Here is a 16950-nt window from a genome sequence, read left to right as displayed (position 1 = left end):
CGCGTTGTCGCCGGGCGAGGAAGACAGGTAGTCGAACAGCTCGTGCATGCCGGTCAGATAGTCGGCATTGATCGCCTGGGTCTCGCGCGACAGCATGTCGGCGACCGTGTAGGTGGCCTTCTGGCTGACGTTCAGCGTCTTAAACGCGTCCCAGAAGACGAAGGTCGCGGTGATGGCCCAGACCAGCATCGGAAGGGCAAAGACCGTCTCGATCGAGAGGCTGCCATCCTCAGAGCGGCGGAAGTACTTGTACATGCGTTGGATCATGTGGTGCTCCATCAAATGCAGTTGGGATCGTTTGCGGGGTCACAGGTACCCCCGTTGCCGTTCCCATTGCCGTTGCTGTTGCCGTTCCCGTTCCCGTTGTTCGTACTGATCGTGGTGCCGCCGGTGGTTCCGGTAGAGCCACTTGTGCCAGTCGTGACATTCCCATTGCCGTTGCCCTGGTTGCCACTGCTGGTCGAAGCGCCGTTACCGTTGCTGGTTCCGGAGTCCCCATTGGTGGCGGACGAATTTCCATTGCCATCACCAGAGTTGGTGGACGGGTCGCCCCCGATGCCAAGGCCGTTCGTCGCGCCGACACCCATGTTGTTGCCATTGCCGCCGCCATAGCCGGTGCCGCAGCCAACGCCATTGCCGGTGCCGCACAGATCACGTGCGCCAGGCTCGTTCACGAATGCCGTCGTCGCCACGATCGCGTAGTTGCCATCCGTGTCGATTTTCATTCCGACGCCCAGACCGGTTGTCGGGAACATCGGTTGGCTCAACAGGCAGACGCGCATAACCATCATCTGGTTTTCGGCACCGACGTCGTAGATGTCGTTGGCTGGCCTGTTGGCCGGAGCAGCCTTGTCCACGCAACGCACCGGGCCATTCGCCACGGCGGCGATACCGCCGGAACCTTTTGCGATCGGCTCCACGTCGACTTTCACGGAGCCTTCGCAGTTCTCCAGAATGTTGGCCTGTGCGCAAAGGTTCTGCTTGAACTGATCCAGGTTCGGTATCTGGCCGTTGCTCAGACGCACGTCACGTACGCTGATATCCACCGCGCGCTCCAGAGAGGCGTTGCGAACCATATAGTAGCCTGCCTCGAAGCCGACCAGGAACAGGAACATGATGCCCGGAAACAGGATCACGAATTCGATCGTGGCGTTTCCATCTTGCTTATTTGCGAACTTGCGTAACTTTTTAACAAAACAATTCACAGTATTTACTCCTTGAGCCTGAGAACAGCGATCTGACTTGCGATCGACTGGAAGGCAGTTTTGATATCTGTACCGTCGACGTCGAAATAATATCCTGGTGCATAGGCGCAGTTTTGAAGGGCGGTCTGGCCACTGGCAGGCGCTTCGAAGGCGACGGAGAAGACCTTGACGGTGCTTCGTGTCTTGGCCTCGGTGCACAGCTGATCCAGCCGCGTGTCCGCCACGCCCCAACCGCCGGCATCCATCATCCCGTTGAAATGGGCCGAGTAGGCGGCGAAGTCCGAATGTTGGAACAGGAACCGGGCAGCCGACCTTACGCCGAAGCGGTTGTAAAGCTCGTGATAGTCAAGCTGCATGGCATCGGCAGGCAGATCGGTTTCGGGCACGTACTGGTCGTCTGCAGTGGTCCAGGGAGAGCCCGGCACGTACCAGCGCTGGTCCGCGGGATTGTTCGGCATAAGAACGAAGTAGCTGTCATAGCTGTTCTTGTCGCGAGTCACCGGCGTGACCGTGGTCACCTGGTTTCCGTCCTGGTCCGTGGTGACCTGCGTATCATCGTAGCTTACCGTGCCCGTGGCGGCCGAAGGCGCATACCAGGCACGCGTCGGACCTTCCTTGAACTCCGGTTTCATGTCCCGCTGGTTGGTGTTCGCTCCGTCCGTCATGAGGATGACGAATTTGTGGGTGGATGGCGCATTGTAGGCGAATGGGCGGCCAGCAACATCCGCCGACAGTTCATTGGCGGCAATCATGTCCGTCACAACGCCCTGCATGCTGTTGTCCAGAAGGCCAAGGCCCCAATTCATGGCAAGGTTGATGGCCGTGGCGCCTTGCGCCTCAAGGCTATCGATATGGGTCTTCAGTGCGACGGGGTCATTCGAGAACGGGAGGATCTTTGCGTAATGGTCGCCGCACCACTTCGCCCATTCGTAAGGCGCCTCGTATTGCTGTTGCACAAGGCCGTTCATTCCCCAGTGGTAGTTGTCCGACAGAAAGCTGCTTGACCGGTCAAACCCTCCGCTTGCACCAAGGGAGAGCGTCTGGAAGTCCGCGTCATCGAAAATGAGGCAGGGCGCTTCCAGGTCGCCGACCTGGTAGCTGGTCAGCGAACCCGGATACGTGGCCGGAGCTGTCACCGGGGTGGTCGCGTCGTTGAGCGGCAGGCGAGACAAAAGTTCCTGCGAGGCATAAACTTGGTGGTTGTAGGGGATGATACTGATCGAGACGCGTTGCGGATCGTTGGTCGCAAATACCGCATCGACGAATGTCTTTGCAGCTTCCTGAAGGGCGGAAATCTTCGACTTGGACGGATCGGCGCTTGCCCAGTTCATCGAGTCGGAGATGTCAAGGATAAGCGAGATCTCGACATTCTCGCTGGATTCAATTGCCGAGCTGTCTGCCGGGCTGGAAAGGCTTGAGAACCCCATCAGGCCCATGAACATTGTATCCGTGGAAACGTCCGAAATGACGGAAACCTGCCGGCTGACCAGACCAATTCCGTTGCCGGCGTGCTCGTTGACCGTCGTGACTGCCACGGAGTCGGGATCGAAGCCTGCCTTCGCGACATAGTCTTTGACCAGCGCTTCCTGGTCCAGTGTCTGGGTGAGGCTGGTCGAAGCAAGAACTGCGCTGTCGACGGCGTTTTGCATGGCGACGCGGCGCTGTTCCTGGTGCACCATGTCCACAGCCATGCCGGCGACCATAAGAAGTATCACGAACAGGAAGAGGCTGAAGATAGTCAATGAGCCGGCTTCACCAGAGCGAAAGGACTCTTCCCGAGCCCAAACAGATCGCAGCCGAGGCGCGCTGGAAATCCTGCAATCGATAAACGTCCGCATTGGACAACACTCACTAACTATGCGCGTATCTTAACTCGAAGACATTCACGCAAACAAACTACAAACTTACTTTGAATTAGATTTGTGTCCGAAATCAGGTCGGCAAATCGGATTTTCTGGGTCCGTTGACAAAAAAGCGCAAACAATCCCGATTTGCCGCTTCGATTGATCGTGAAGCAGGGAAGATCGGTGAAGAGCCATCCCCCGTGCACCTCTCTTCCGCGCGTGTTAGGGTTCCCGAAAGGCCGGGAAAATAACCTGGCAATCGAGCGATTCGGCAAGGACTTCAGGGAGGAAATTCATGGACGGAGCGCCAGTCAAAGAACCGTCTTTCCGCGAAAGCGTCGATCTCATGTTCAACCGCGCTGTCGCGCTGATGGACTTGCCTCCGGGGCTTGAAGACAAGATCAGGGTCTGCAACTCGACTTACACCGTGCGCTTCGGCGTCAAGTTGCGTGGGCAGATCCACACCTTTACCGGTTACCGCTCGGTCCATTCCGAACATATGGAGCCTGTGAAGGGCGGCATTCGATACTCTCTTGGCGTAAACCAGGACGAGGTCGAGGCGCTTGCGGCTCTGATGACCTACAAATGCGCGCTTGTCGAAACGCCGTTCGGCGGTTCCAAGGGGGGCCTGTGCATCGATCCGCGGGAGTACGACGAGGACGAACTGGAGCGCATCACGCGCCGCTTCGCCTATGAGCTGGCGAAACGCGACCTGATCAATCCCAGCCAGAACGTCCCGGCTCCCGACATGGGAACCGGCGAGCGCGAGATGGCCTGGATCGCAGACCAATATGCCAGGATGAACACAACCGATATCAACGCGCGCGCCTGCGTGACGGGAAAGCCTGTGAACGCGGGCGGTATCCAGGGCCGGGTCGAGGCGACGGGCAGGGGCGTTCAGTACGCTTTGCAGGAATTCTTCCGCCACCCGGACGATTTGGCCGAGGCGGGCCTCTCCGGGACCCTGGACGGAAAAAAGGTGATCGTGCAGGGGCTGGGCAACGTCGGCTACCATGCCGCCAAGTTCCTTTCCGAAGAGGATGGCGCGAGGATCATCGGAGTGATCGAGCGGGACGGGGCCCTTCTCGACGAGGATGGCCTGAACATCGAGGAAGTTCGGAACTGGATCGTCCAGCACGGCGGCGTGACCGGGTATCCGAACGCGCAACGGATCGAGGCCGGGGCCGTTCTGCTGGAACATCCCTGCGATATCCTGATTCCGGCCGCGCTCGAAGGGGTGATCAATATTTCGAACGCGGATCGTATCAAGGCTCCGCTCATCATCGAGGCCGCGAATGGTCCGGTCACGGCGGGTGCGGACGAGGTGTTGCGCAAGAAGGGAACGGTGATCATTCCTGATATGTATGCAAACGCCGGCGGTGTGACGGTGTCGTATTTCGAATGGGTGAAAAACCTAAGCCACATCCGTTTCGGCCGCATGCAGCGCCGGCAGGAAGAGTCGCGTCACCAGCTTATCGTGGATGAACTGGAGCGGCTGTCGCGCGACACCGGTGTCGGCTGGACTCTGTCGCCCGGTTTCAAGGAGCAATACCTGCGCGGAGCGGGCGAGTTGGAGCTGGTGCGCTCTGGTCTCGACGACACGATGCGCGGCGCCTACCAGGCGATGCACGCCAAGTGGCGCTCACGCGATGACGTCACCGACTTGAGGACAGCTGCTTATATCGTCGCTATCGAACGGGTTGCCGCCAGTTATCGCGCAAAGGGTCTTTGACGCGGCTTGGCCGCTTTAAAGACCGGGTATCGGAAACAAACCTCGGGTATTTCCGGGATTGAGATCTCTGCAAGAACAGTTGCCAGTGAAGTGCCTGAACTAGCGCCATTTTTTTTACCAAAAACATCTTAAAGCCCCCTGAATTCCGCCAAAATCCTGGTGCTATATCAAACCTGTGAAATTTAACGAGTTCGTGGTTATGAGTTTGGTGCAGGGATCAGTGACGCGGCGCGTGACGGCTTTCTTCGGCGACGATGAAGGTGCCGTCACCGTCGAGGGGGTGCTCTGGCTCCCCGTTTATGCATTCTTTCTCACCCTGATCGTTGACGCATCCCTCATGTTCAATGGGCAGGCGCAGGCGCAGCGCGCGATTCAGGATCTCAATCGCCTTGCATCCTCCGGTTTCTACGTCACCGAGGAAGAGGTCGAAGAGCGTGGCGAAGCGGTGCTTTCGCATCTCAGCGCCAACGCAGAGGTCGACGCCACCATCGACACCACGAACGGACTCATCTCCACGGTCGCGACGATCCCCGCGGCCGATATCATGGCCGTCGGCCTGATTTCGAAATTCACGAGTATCCGCGTGACTGTGTCGGCGCAGCACGTCATCGAAAGTTGAATCCATGGTGGTCGGGAAATCCCTGAAAAAACAATCGCTGATTGGCGCCGCGATGCGGCGCTTTCGGCGTGAAGACGGCGCAGTCACCGTGGAAGCGGTGCTATGGGTGCCGTTCTTCTTCGTTCTGCTGACGCTGGTCACGGACGCGGCGCTGATCTTCTACGGCCAGGCACAGGCGCTTCAGGTCGCGCAGGATGCGAACCGAGGCTTTTCGACCGGTGCGTTCACCAGCGCCGACGAGGCGACGGACTTCATCGAGGCATCGCTGGAACGCATCAGTCCGAACGCCTCCGCCCAGACCGTCTTCAATGACGGCATCGTCACAACCGTCATCAGCCTTCCCGCTGCGGATCTGGATGCAGTGGGTTTCTTCACCTCGTTCAGCTCGTTCGAAATGCAGGTGGTCTCTCAAATGGTTCAGGAGTTCTGAGATGGCTCTCTTCGGTTCCGCCGGTAGCTTTGCAACCTGTTTCAATCGCGCCGAAGACGGCGGATTGACGGTCATGAACATCTTCTTCCTGGCCGCCATCGCAATTCTCGGCGGTCTCGCGATCGATGTCGCCAATGTCGTTTCCGCCCGCACGCAGTTGCAGGTTGCCGCAGATACGGCCGCTCATGCTGCCCTTGTCGAGCGCGAGTGGCACTCGGCGCAGGATGCCAAGGACAAGGCGCTGGCCGTTGCTGCTCAGAACATGCCGCAAGAGCTTTTCGGCGACGTCCTGACCCAGCAGAACATCACTTTCGGCGACTACGACCGCGAGACCGGACAGTTCACCGCCGACGTAAACAGCCGCAACGCGGTTCTGGTCACGACCGAACGGCTCACCAGAAACGGCAATCCGGTCACTACCTTCCTGCTGCAATTCGTCGGCCTATGGGACTGGAACGTCCGCACGTCCGCCGTGTTCGAGACCTTCATTCCCACCTGCCTGATCGAAGGTTTCGTGGCAGAAAGCGTTATCGATATCCAGTCGAACAACTCCTACTTCAACGGCTTCTGCCTGCACTCGAACAGCCACGTCACCATCAACAACAACAACTTCTTCGAGTCCGGCACCGTCGTGTCCATGCCCGACACGACCGACATGGTGGTGAACATCACCGGTAACGGCGAGGACAGGAACGAAGGCCTGGAAGACGCGCTGCGCGAAGGCAAGTGGTTCATCAAGATCCTCAACCGCATCGATCTGATCGCGGCCGGTTTGCAGGATCGTCACAGCCGATACGCCCGTGATTATACAAACAACTTCAATGTGATACAGATCGACGTTGATATGCCTTCATTGCGCCAGGGCAACAAATACGTCATCGAACCGAGTGACCTGCAAAAGGGCCGGGTCTACAAGATTTCCTGCAACAAGGTCGACCTTGTGAACAAGGGAAGCGGCGTGTTCGACGGGATCGTGCTCATCGCCGACTGCCCGGTCGAGGTCAGCGGCGGCCTCAAGTTCAAAGATACGGTGATCCTGACGACCTATGCCGGCGGCAACGCATTCAAATCGCCCGCAAATATCGTTCTGGGCGAAGATGACGGGTGTGCCGCGGGCGGCGGTGTTCAGTTCATCGCCAAGGGCGACATCGATTTCTCGGCTGGTATCGAGCTTTATGGCAGCCAGATCATCGCGGGCGGGGATGTCGAATTCACATCGAACGCCAACGGTCTTCAGGGCGCCTCCATCGTGGCCGGCGGGCGTATCGACTCGACCTCGAACATGAACTTCTCGTTCTGCGGTTCGGGCATGGAGCACAGCTTCCTTGCCGAGTACTTCCGCCTCGCGAAGTAACTTCTTCGGGACACAAGGTTTTGAGGGCCGGATCTTCCGATCCGGCTCTTTTTTGCGGTTTCCGCCCGAAAATGTCGCAAAACTGCTTTGCAACTGGCTGCTGGCGTTGTTTCCATCGCTGTGAAAGGGAATGGCATCATGCGGTATTCAGGATGGCGGGTGTTTCGCGAAGGATTGCGCGGTCAATCCGGCTGGAAACCTGTCTGGCGCGATCCTGAACCGAAAGCGGAATATGATGCGGTCATCATCGGTGGCGGGGGTCACGGGCTGGCAACCGCCTATTACCTCGCCAGCGAACATGGGCTGACCAATATCGCGGTTCTGGAAAAAGGGTATTTGGGCGGCGGCAATGTGGGCCGGAACACCACCATTGTCCGCGCCAATTACAACCTGCCGGGAAACTCCGAATTCTACAGCCATTCCCTGAAGTTATGGGAGGGGCTTGAAGCCAGTCTGAACTTCAACGTGATGCATTCCCAGCGGGGCATCATCAACCTGTTCCATTCCGATGGTCAGCGCGACTACTCGGCGCGTCGCGGCAATTCGATGATCAACCAGGGCGACGACGCCATTCTCCTCGACCGCGAGGGCGTGCGAAGAATGCTGCCCTTCCTCGACTTCGACAACGTCCGGTTCCCCGTCTACGGCGGCCTCTACCATCCAAGGGGCGGGACGGCGCGCCACGATGCCGTGGCCTGGGGCTTTGCGCGTGGCGCGGATCAGCGAGGCGTCGACCTGATCCAGCAATGCGAGGTGACCGGTATCGATGTCGAGAACGGCCGCGTCACCGGTGTGCAGACCACGCGCGGCCCGATCCGGGCGAAAAAGGTGGCAATGGCCGCCGCCGGTCGTTCGGGGCAGGTGGCCGCGATGGCGGGGATGCGGCTTCCGATCGAGTCCCACATCCTGCAAGCCTTTGTCACCGAAGGGCTTAAGCCCTGCCTTGATACGGTCGTCACCTTCGGCATGGGCCATTTCTATATCAGCCAATCGGACAAGGGCGGCCTTGTCTTCGGTGGCGATCTGGACTTCTACGCCTCCTACGCCCAACGCGGCAACCTGCCGATGGCGGAACACGTGGTCGAGGCGGCGATGACGCTGATGCCCATGATCGGCCACGCCCGCGTTCTGCGCTCTTGGGGCGGGATCATGGACATGTCGCCCGACGGCTCGCCGATCATCGACAAGACCCATATCGAAGGTCTCTACCTGAACTGCGGCTGGTGTTACGGCGGCTTCAAGGCGGTGCCGGGCTCCGGCTTCGCCTTCGCGCATCTCATCGCCCAGGATCGCCCGTTTGAGTCCGCCAGACGCTTCCGCCTCGACCGGTTCGCCACCGGCCACGGCCTGATGGACGAGGAGGGGACCGGTGCCCAGCACAACCTGCACTGAGAGGGGGATCCGATGCGTCTGACCTGCCCCCATTGCGGCGAAAGGGACCTGCGCGAGTTCACCTATCGCGGTCACGCCCTTGCCCTTTCGCGACCTTCCGAGGGCGCCGATCCCCAGGAATGGGACGATTACTTGCACAATCGCGACAATCCGGCCGGTGACACCCGCGATCTCTGGTATCATGGTCCCTGCGGTGGCTGGATGGTCGTGGACCGCCACACGGTGACCCACGAGATCCATGCCACGACCCCTGCGCGCGAGGCGAAACGATGAGGATCGACGGCAAAGGCCTCGTCGACCGGGATCACCCGGTCCGCTTCACCTTCGACGGCGAAAGCGTGGATGGTTTCCGTGGTGATACGGTCGCTTCCGCCCTTCTCGGGGCGGGCATCCGCCTGATGGGTCGGTCTTTCAAATACCACAGGCCGCGCGGTGTTGTGACCGCCGGGTCTGACGAACCGAACGCGCTGATGACCATCGGCCGCGGGCGCCACCAGCGTCCCAACACCCGTGCCACGATGCAGGAAGTCTTCGATGGGCTCGAAGTACGAAGCCAGAACCGCTGGCCGTCCCTCAGGCACGATGCAATGGCCGTGAACGACCTTCTGTCGCCATTCTTCGGAGCCGGATTCTACTACAAGACCTTCATGTGGCCGCGCCTGTTCTGGGAAAAACTCTACGAACCTATCATCCGTCGCGCCGCAGGTCTGGGCGCGCTGTCCGGCCTGAACGCGCCCGACACCTCCGAACGCGCTTTCGCCCATTGCGATGTGCTGGTCATCGGTGCCGGGCCTGCCGGTCTGATGGCGGCACTTGCCGCTGCCCGCGCGGGAGCAGACGTGATCCTCGCCGAGGAGGACAATCGTGCCGGGGGCCGCCTGCTGGCCGAAAACGAAGAGGTCGCGGGCATGCCGGGTCCGCAATGGGTCGGTTCGGTACTGGCGAAACTGTCCGAGCTTCCGAATGTCCGGATCATGGAAAGGACCACGATTACAGGTGCTTACGATGGCGGCACCTTTGCTGCGCTGGAACGTGTTGCGCTCCATCACGCACCGTCCAGCGCTCCGCCGGAGTGCTTCTGGCGTATCTCGGCCAAACGCGCGGTCCTGGCGACAGGCGCTCTCGAGCGGACCATCGCATTTCCGATGAACGACCGTCCGGGCGTCATGCAGGCGGGAGCCGTTCGCGCCTATCTCAACCGCTGGGGCGTTGCGCCAGGAAAGGATGTGGCGATCTTCGCCAATAACGACGACGCGCATCGGACGGCAGCCGACCTTCACAGTGCTGGCGTCCGGATCGCGGCCGTGATCGATTGCCGCCCCGATGCCAAACCGCAGGGCGACTGGCCATTTTTTGCGGGCGCCGAGGTGATCGGAACCAAGGGCCGCCACGTCCTGACCGAGATTACGATCCGCCACAAGGGCTCGAACCGCGAGATCCGCGCCGACGCACTCGCGGTCTCGGGCGGTTGGAACCCGTCGGTACACCTGACCTGCCACATGAACGGCCGCCCTGTCTGGCGCGAGGATGTCGCCGCCTTTGTTCCCGCCGACGGCGCTGTGCCCGGCATGATCGCCGCCGGTGCGGCGAACGGCTCCTTTTCCACGGCGGCCTGCCTCGCCGAGGGCGCCAAGGCGGGAGGGGAAGCCGCCAAAGCTTTGGGATACAAGAAGAAAAGAACCGATGTGCCGCAGGCCGAGGACAGGGCCTTTGCCCTGACGCCTCTCTGGGCCGTCGACACACCGGGCCGCGCCTGGTTGGATATGCAGAACGACGTCACGACCAAGGACGTGAAGCTGGCCGCGCAGGAGAACTATCGCTCGGTCGAGCACATGAAGCGCTACACCACCCAGGGTATGGCGACGGATCAGGGCAAGGGCTCCAACGTCACTGCACTTGCCGTTCTCTCTGACGCCACGGGGCGCACGATCCCCGAGACCGGCACAACCACATTCCGTCCGCCCTACGTGCCGGTCAGCATCGCCGCTATGGGAGCTGGCGCGTCCGGCAAGGGCTTCGCGCCTCAGCGCTTCACCACCTCTCACGCCGCCAGCACCGAGAGAAGCGCACCGATGATCGAGGCCGGGCTCTGGTACCGCCCCTCCTACTTCCCGAAACCGGGCGAAGTGACATGGCGCCAGTCCTGCGACCGCGAGGTGCGCATGGTGCGCGAAACGGTCGGCATTGCCGATGTCTCGACCCTCGGCAAGATCGACATCCAGGGCCCGGACGCCGCCGCTTTTCTCGATTTCGTCTACACCAACACCTTCTCGACGCTGAAAGAGGGCCGCGTGCGCTATGGCCTGATGCTGCGCGAAGATGGCCATGTGATGGACGACGGCACCACGGCGCGTCTCGGACCTCATCACTTCCTGATGACGACGACCACAGCCGCGGCGGGGCAGGTGATGCAGCATCTCGACTTCGTGTCGCAATGTCTCCGCCCCGATCTGGATGTCCGCTTCACCTCGGTGACCGAGCAATGGGCGCAATTCGCCGTCGCCGGACCGAAGTCCCTGGATGTGGTGAATTCCATCGTGGATCAATCGGTTGATGATGCCTCGTTTCCCTTCATGGCCTGCGGCGAGGTCTCTGTTTCCGGCACCCCCGGACGCCTGTTTCGGATCTCCTTTTCGGGTGAGCGCGGCTACGAGATCGCGGTGCCCTCGACCTATGGCGAGTCGCTCTTCCGCCTGTTTGTGGCGCAGGCCGAGACCTTCGGTGGCGGCCCTTATGGCATGGAGGCCCTCAACGTTCTCCGGATCGAGAAGGGCTTCATCACGCATTCCGAGATCCACGGCCGCACCACCGCCTTCGACATCGGAATGCAGGGCATGCTCTCCACGAAGAAGGACTTCATCGGCAAGGCGGCCGCCCGCCGGCCCGGCTTGCTGGACGAGGCCCGCGAACAGCTTGTCGGCCTCCGTCCCAAAGGCAGCTCCCGACAGCTGATCGCTGGCGCGCACCTGTTCCGCGAGGGCGATCCCAGAACGCCGGACAACGATCAGGGCTATGTCACTTCGGTGGGATGGTCGCCGACTTTCGACAGCTACCTGGGACTTGCCTTCGTGAAATCGGGACGCGCCCGCATCGGCGAGACGCTGAAACTCGTCGACCATCTTCGCAATGTGCACACGACCGTCGAAATCACCGATCCGGTTGTTTACGACCCCGAAGGAGGGCGGATGCGTGGCTAGGCTGATCGCGAAGACACCCGCCGAGGGGATGCTGCCCCGCGAGATCGGAACCTGCCGCCTCGAAGAGCGTCTCTACGAGGCCATCACGTGGGTTGCCCCATTCGACGGACAGTCGGAAGCCGTGGGCAAGTCCATCGGTCTCGGATTTCCCGAACCGGGACAGGTGACGGGCGAGGGCAATCACCTCGCGCTCTGGGCCGGCCCCGGACAGGCGTTCGTGCTTGGTCCTCCGGTTGCCCCGGCTGGCGCGGCGGTGGCCGACCAGTCATCCGCCCTCACGGTTCTGACGCTCACCGGAGAGGACGCGCGGGCTGTTCTCGCCCGCCTGACGCCGCTCGACCTGCGCGACACCGCTTTCCCCGAAGCATCGACCGCGCGCACCATGCTTGGTCACATGACCGCCAGCGTGACCAGAATCGGCTCCGACACCTACGAGATCATGGTGTTCCGCTCCATGACCCACACGGCCGTCCACGAGATCACCCGCGCCATGAAAGGTGTCACCGCCCGTGCCGCGCTCCGAGGCACAGCGTGATCTGGGCCGGCCCTGTGCCGTTCAGCCCGCGTATCGGTCATTATCGGCCCGAAAATATCCCAGGGGGTGCGGGGGACAGCGTCCCCCGCTTCGCAGTTTGACGCCGACGCAATCTGGACTCTTGAGCGCCCCGGCCCGATATTCGCTCCATGAGCATCCCACCCGGATTCCTTGACGAGCTGAAATCCCGCACCTCGATGGCCGCCGTCGCGGGCCGAAAAGTTATGTGGGACCAGCGCAAGTCCAATCAGGGCAAGGGAGACATGTGGGCGCCTTGCCCGTTCCATCAGGAAAAAAGCGCGTCTTTTCATGTGGATGACCGAAAAGGCTTCTACTACTGCTTCGGCTGCCACGCCAAGGGTGACCTGTTCAGCTTCGTGCAGGAAACCGAGAACGTCTCGTTCATGGAAGCGGTCGAGATCCTGGCCCGCGAGGCGGGCATGCAAATGCCCGCCGCCGATCCGAAGGCGCAGGAGCGGGCCGACCGCCGTACGGTGCTGATCGGGGTCATGGAAGAGGCACTCAAGTTCTTCCGGCTCCAGTTGCGGACTGGCGCCGCGGGGGCGGCGCGCGACTATCTCGCTGTCAGGGGGCTTTCCGAAGAAGCGCAGGCGCGTTGGGACATCGGGTTCGCACCGCCGGGCTGGCAGGGGCTTTGGGATCACCTGACGGGCAAGGGCATTGCAGACGACCTGATACTCGCCGCTGGTCTCGCCAAGCCGTCCTCACAGGGAAAGAAGCCCTACGACACGTTCCGCAACCGGATCATCTTCCCGATCCGCGACGTGCGGGGCCGCCCGATCGCCTTTGGTGGACGGGCGATGGACCCCGACGAAGGCTCCAAATACCTGAATTCTCCCGAAACCGAGCTTTTTGACAAGGGCCGGTGTCTCTACAACCACGGTCCCGCCCGCGAGGCGTCAGGCAGGGCGCCCCTTTTGGTAGCAGAGGGCTATATGGACGTGATCGCCCTGTCCGAGGCAGGGTTTCGCGCCACCGTCGCGCCTCTTGGAACGGCGGTCACCGAGGAGCAGTTGCAACTGCTTTGGCGGATGCACGACGAACCGATCATCGCTCTCGACGGTGATAAGGCTGGGCTGAAGGCAGCGATGCGCGTCGTCGATCTGGCATTGCCCCTGATCGAGGCCGGAAAGTCCCTGAGGTTCTGCCTGATGCCCGAGGGGCTGGATCCCGATGACCTGATCCGCGCGCAGGGGGCAAGCGCCATGCAGAAGCATCTCGATGCCTCCATTCCTCTTGTTCAGCTGCTCTGGCGGCGCGAGACCGAGGGCAAGAGCTTCGACAGTCCCGAGCGCAAGGCAACCCTCGATCTGACACTGCGCGAGGCGATCAAGCGCGTGCGCGATCCGTCGCTGCGGCGGCACTACGTCGACGAGGTGAACCGCCTGCGCCAGGATCTTTTCGGCGGTACGCGCGACCGTGCACGGGGCACACCGTTTCGTGCCCGGGGCGCCCGCTTCAGCGAGCCGGCGCGGCCCATGATCGAAACCAAGGCCAGCGCCCTTGCTGCGGCCGGTGCCCCATTCGAGGAACAACTGCGCGAGGCCGTGATCCTCGCCACGCTGGTGCGCCGCCCGGCGCTTGTCCACGATTTCATCGCGGACCTGGAACGGCTCGAAACCTCCCAGCCCGAACACGAAACCGTCCGCCTTGCGCTTCTCGCCTCGGATGGTCTGAAACCAGAAGAAATCGAACGAAATTGCGGGTCCGCCGCCCTTGAAAAGCTGATGTCGCCGCGCCATGTGCGAATATCACCGGGCTTGCGAGACGAGGTTGCCGACGACATGGCTGCAATGTGCGTTGCCGAAGAGCTGGCCAAGCTGACCGCCCGGCGCGGCGCACGGCGCGAGATCGAGGACGCGCTTCGCGATGTCGAGGGTCTCGCGGACGAAGGCCTGACATGGCGTCTCGGGCAGGCCGCCGATGCGGTCAACAGATCGTCGCAAAGCGGCCGTGAGGACCGCTCCGAATATGACCTCGGAGCGAACGGCGCACGGGTCAAGCGGGACGAGAAAAGCGCCTTCGACGCTCTTCTGGACCGAATCGACTACTCCAAGGGCAGGGGGCGCGGCGCGTAGCCTTCATGCCAGATTGGTGAGAAAAAACAGGTGCGCGGGTTGCGATTCTCTGATTCGCGCTAGATGATTCGCGTTAACGCCGAATCAGTATTTTTTGTCGGGAGTGCCGGATGGCTGCCAAGGATAACGACGAGCAGAAATCAGACGATCAGGAAGGCGAAGTCGTTCTCGACATGAGTCAGGCCGCGGTCAAGAAGATGATCGCGGAGGCCCGCGAGAAGGGCTACATCACCTACGATCAGCTGAATCGCGTCCTGCCGCCCGATCAGGTGGCGTCCGAACAGATCGAGGACGTGATGTCGATGCTCTCCGAGATGGGCATCAACATCATCGAAGACGAGGAAGACGCGGACGACGACGGCGACAACAAGGGTGCGACCGATCTGGTCGAAACCTCCAGTTCGCGTGAAGTCGCAATTGCCCAGAGCGAAACCGAGAAGCTGGACCGCACGGACGATCCGGTGCGCATGTACCTGCGCGAAATGGGATCGGTGGAGCTTCTGAGCCGCGAGGGCGAAATTGCCATCGCCAAGCGGATCGAGGCGGGGCGCAACACGATGATCGCGGGCCTCTGCGAAAGTCCTCTGACTTTCCAGGCCATCACCATCTGGCGCGACGAACTTCTGAACGAAGAAATCCTGCTGCGCGACGTGATCGACCTCGAAACGACCTTCGGCCGTTCGATGGGCGAAGACGAAGATGTGGAGTCGGTCGTCGATGCGGCGAATGTCGAATCCACCAAGTCCAGAAGGGATGATGAACCTGAACTGGACGCGGACGGCAACCCGATCCAGAAGGACGACGACGACGACGATGACGATCAGGCCAACATGTCGCTGGCCGCGATGGAAGGCGCGCTGAAACCCCGCGTGCTGGAAATCCTCGAACGCATCGCAAACGATTACTCGAAGCTCTCCGACATGCAGGATCTGCGCATGTCCGCCACCCTGAACGAGGACGGCTCGTTCAGCGCCAAGGCCGAGACCGAGTACCAGAAGCTGCGCTCCGAGATCGTCGAACTCGTGAACGAACTGCATCTCCACAACAACCGGATCGAGGCCCTGATCGACCAGCTCTACGGCATCAACCGCCGGATTATGTCGATCGACTCGAACATGGTGAAACTCGCCGACCAGGCACGCATCAATCGCCGCGAGTTTATCGAGGAATACCGCGGGTACGAGTTGGACCCGACCTGGCTGGAGCGTATGGGCGAGAAGGACGGGCGCGGCTGGACGACGCTTCTGGAGCGCTCTACCGAGAAGATCGAGGAACTGCGCGCCGAGATGGCCCAGGTGGGGCAATATGTCGGTGTCGACATCCCCGAATTCCGCCGCATCGTCCAGCAGGTCCAGAAGGGCGAAAAGGAAGCACGTCAGGCCAAGAAGGAAATGGTCGAGGCGAACCTGCGTCTCGTCATCTCGATCGCCAAAAAGTACACGAACCGCGGCCTGCAATTCCTTGATCTCATTCAGGAAGGCAACATCGGCCTGATGAAGGCCGTCGACAAGTTCGAGTATCGCCGCGGCTATAAGTTCTCGACCTATGCCACATGGTGGATCCGCCAGGCGATCACGCGTTCGATCGCCGACCAGGCCCGCACGATCCGCATCCCGGTCCACATGATCGAGACGATCAACAAGCTGGTGCGTACCGGTCGCCAGATGCTTCACGAGATCGGCCGCGAGCCGACGCCCGAGGAGCTGGCCGAGAAGCTGCAGATGCCGCTCGAGAAGGTCCGTAAGGTGATGAAGATCGCCAAGGAACCGATCTCGCTCGAGACGCCCATCGGCGACGAGGAAGACTCGCAACTCGGCGATTTCATCGAGGACAAGAACGCCGTCCTCCCGCTCGACAGCGCCATTCAGGAGAACCTGAAGGAAACCACCACCCGCGTGCTCGCCTCGCTGACTCCGCGCGAAGAGCGTGTCCTCCGCATGCGCTTCGGCATCGGCATGAACACCGACCACACGCTTGAGGAAGTCGGCCAGCAGTTCAGCGTCACCCGCGAACGGATCCGGCAGATCGAGGCCAAGGCGCTTCGGAAGCTGAAGCATCCGAGCCGGTCGCGGAAGTTGAGATCGTTCCTCGACCAGTAACATCCACGCGGGGTTCAGAACGATACTGAACCCCGCGTAATGCTTCGGTGTCACCCACGGCACTTCACGCGGCACAGATCGCACGCTAATTTGCCCCCAATGCGTTCTTCACGGGAGGCCCAGACCGATGTCCCTTCTCAAGAAACTCTTCGGCGGCGGCGGTTCTTCCGCGCCCGAGCCCAAGTCCGAAACACATAACGGCTTCACCATCACCCCCACGCCCATTCGCGAAGGGGCCCGCTTCCGAATCTCCGCCCTGATCGAGAAAGACGGGAAAACCCACACGCTGATCCGCGCCGACGTGCTCGAGGACCTGAACACCGCCAACGAAGCCTCGGTCAACAAGGCCAGGCAGATGATTGACGAGCAGGGCGAGCGTCTCTTCGGCTGACGCCCTTCACCCCGCCGCCGCCTCCGGCTAACCTCGCGCCATAGGCCAGAAGG

The 16950-nt window shown here is 61.2% G+C and carries 14 protein-coding genes; 11 read left to right on the top strand and 3 right to left on the bottom strand.

The window, feature by feature from the left end:
• From ACKLNI_RS17410 to ACKLNI_RS17400, 3 genes are all read right to left on the bottom strand, one after another.
• The coding region (locus tag ACKLNI_RS17410) for a TadE/TadG family type IV pilus assembly protein (RefSeq protein WP_413720361.1) at positions 1-267 on the bottom strand (267 nt) is incomplete at its 3' end.
• An 11-nt stretch (positions 268-278) separates the two neighbouring features.
• Positions 279-1205 carry a TadE/TadG family type IV pilus assembly protein gene (locus ACKLNI_RS17405; RefSeq protein ID WP_413720360.1) on the bottom strand — a complete coding sequence of 309 codons (927 nt, stop codon included), beginning with the start codon at positions 1203-1205 and terminating at the stop codon, positions 279-281.
• Between the two features lie 5 nt (positions 1206-1210).
• On the bottom strand, positions 1211-2947 hold the full coding sequence (locus tag ACKLNI_RS17400) for a pilus assembly protein TadG-related protein (protein WP_413720359.1): 1737 nt from the start codon (positions 2945-2947) through the stop codon (positions 1211-1213).
• Between the two features lie 397 nt (positions 2948-3344).
• Here ACKLNI_RS17400 and ACKLNI_RS17395 point away from each other — a divergent pair, with 397 nt between their 5' ends.
• The 11 genes from ACKLNI_RS17395 to ACKLNI_RS17345 all read left to right on the top strand — a co-directional run bounded on the left by ACKLNI_RS17395 (position 3345) and on the right by ACKLNI_RS17345 (position 16897).
• Positions 3345-4781, top strand: a complete 1437-nt coding sequence (locus ACKLNI_RS17395) for a Glu/Leu/Phe/Val family dehydrogenase (protein ID WP_413720358.1) — start codon at positions 3345-3347, stop codon at positions 4779-4781.
• 199 nt (positions 4782-4980) lie between these two features.
• Entirely contained in the window at positions 4981-5400 is a 420-nt protein-coding gene (locus tag ACKLNI_RS17390; protein WP_413720357.1) for a TadE/TadG family type IV pilus assembly protein, read from the top strand.
• A 52-nt stretch (positions 5401-5452) separates the two neighbouring features.
• Positions 5453-5830, top strand: coding sequence for a TadE/TadG family type IV pilus assembly protein (locus ACKLNI_RS17385; RefSeq protein ID WP_413720356.1), 378 nt, complete (start codon positions 5453-5455; stop codon positions 5828-5830).
• 1 nt (position 5831) lies between these two features.
• Positions 5832-7184, top strand: a complete 1353-nt coding sequence (locus ACKLNI_RS17380) for a pilus assembly protein TadG-related protein (RefSeq protein ID WP_413720355.1) — start codon at positions 5832-5834, stop codon at positions 7182-7184.
• 138 nt (positions 7185-7322) lie between these two features.
• Complete coding sequence (locus ACKLNI_RS17375; protein WP_413720354.1) at positions 7323-8576, top strand: sarcosine oxidase subunit beta family protein; 1254 nt, start codon at positions 7323-7325, stop codon at positions 8574-8576.
• Between the two features lie 12 nt (positions 8577-8588).
• Positions 8589-8849 carry a sarcosine oxidase subunit delta gene (locus tag ACKLNI_RS17370; RefSeq protein ID WP_413720353.1) on the top strand — a complete coding sequence of 87 codons (261 nt, stop codon included), beginning with the start codon at positions 8589-8591 and terminating at the stop codon, positions 8847-8849.
• Positions 8846-11773 (top strand): sarcosine oxidase subunit alpha family protein, encoded by a 2928-nt coding sequence (locus tag ACKLNI_RS17365; RefSeq protein WP_413720352.1) that lies wholly within the window; start codon positions 8846-8848, stop codon positions 11771-11773. The genes ACKLNI_RS17370 and ACKLNI_RS17365 overlap by 4 nt, the downstream gene beginning before the upstream one ends.
• Entirely contained in the window at positions 11766-12308 is a 543-nt protein-coding gene (locus ACKLNI_RS17360) for a sarcosine oxidase subunit gamma (RefSeq protein ID WP_413720351.1), read from the top strand. Before ACKLNI_RS17365 ends, ACKLNI_RS17360 begins: the two co-directional genes overlap by 8 nt.
• Before the next feature lie 149 nt (positions 12309-12457).
• The gene (gene dnaG, locus ACKLNI_RS17355; RefSeq protein WP_413720350.1) at positions 12458-14407 is read left to right on the top strand and encodes a DNA primase; all 1950 of its coding nucleotides are present in this window, start codon (positions 12458-12460) and stop codon (positions 14405-14407) included.
• Positions 14408-14517: 110 nt separating this feature from the next.
• Complete coding sequence (rpoD, locus tag ACKLNI_RS17350) at positions 14518-16506, top strand: RNA polymerase sigma factor RpoD (RefSeq protein ID WP_413720349.1); 1989 nt, start codon at positions 14518-14520, stop codon at positions 16504-16506.
• 127 nt (positions 16507-16633) lie between these two features.
• Positions 16634-16897, top strand: coding sequence for an HlyU family transcriptional regulator (locus tag ACKLNI_RS17345; protein WP_413720348.1), 264 nt, complete (start codon positions 16634-16636; stop codon positions 16895-16897).
• The last annotated feature ends 53 nt before the right edge of the window (positions 16898-16950 follow it).

Origin of the sequence: Silicimonas lutimaris, from assembly GCF_047314965.1 — a bacterium.
Classification (GTDB): domain Bacteria; phylum Pseudomonadota; class Alphaproteobacteria; order Rhodobacterales; family Rhodobacteraceae; genus JAVJUV01.
This window is presented reverse-complemented; position numbering and strand designations above follow the sequence as displayed.

Bases quoted from the DNA above. Each gene is read 5' to 3' on its own strand.
- ACKLNI_RS17395 (WP_413720358.1), top strand. From the start codon at position 3,345: ATGGACGGAGCGCCAGTCAAAGAACCGTCTTTCCGCGAAAGCGTCGAT.
- ACKLNI_RS17390 (WP_413720357.1), top strand. From the start codon at position 4,981: ATGAGTTTGGTGCAGGGATCAGTGACGCGGCGCGTGACGGCTTTCTTC.
- ACKLNI_RS17385 (WP_413720356.1), top strand. From the start codon at position 5,453: ATGCGGCGCTTTCGGCGTGAAGACGGCGCAGTCACCGTGGAAGCGGTG.
- ACKLNI_RS17380 (WP_413720355.1), top strand. From the start codon at position 5,832: ATGGCTCTCTTCGGTTCCGCCGGTAGCTTTGCAACCTGTTTCAATCGC.
- ACKLNI_RS17375 (WP_413720354.1), top strand. From the start codon at position 7,323: ATGCGGTATTCAGGATGGCGGGTGTTTCGCGAAGGATTGCGCGGTCAA.
- ACKLNI_RS17370 (WP_413720353.1), top strand. From the start codon at position 8,589: ATGCGTCTGACCTGCCCCCATTGCGGCGAAAGGGACCTGCGCGAGTTC.
- ACKLNI_RS17365 (WP_413720352.1), top strand. From the start codon at position 8,846: ATGAGGATCGACGGCAAAGGCCTCGTCGACCGGGATCACCCGGTCCGC.
- dnaG (WP_413720350.1), top strand. From the start codon at position 12,458: ATGAGCATCCCACCCGGATTCCTTGACGAGCTGAAATCCCGCACCTCG.
- rpoD (WP_413720349.1), top strand. From the start codon at position 14,518: ATGGCTGCCAAGGATAACGACGAGCAGAAATCAGACGATCAGGAAGGC.
- ACKLNI_RS17345 (WP_413720348.1), top strand. From the start codon at position 16,634: ATGTCCCTTCTCAAGAAACTCTTCGGCGGCGGCGGTTCTTCCGCGCCC.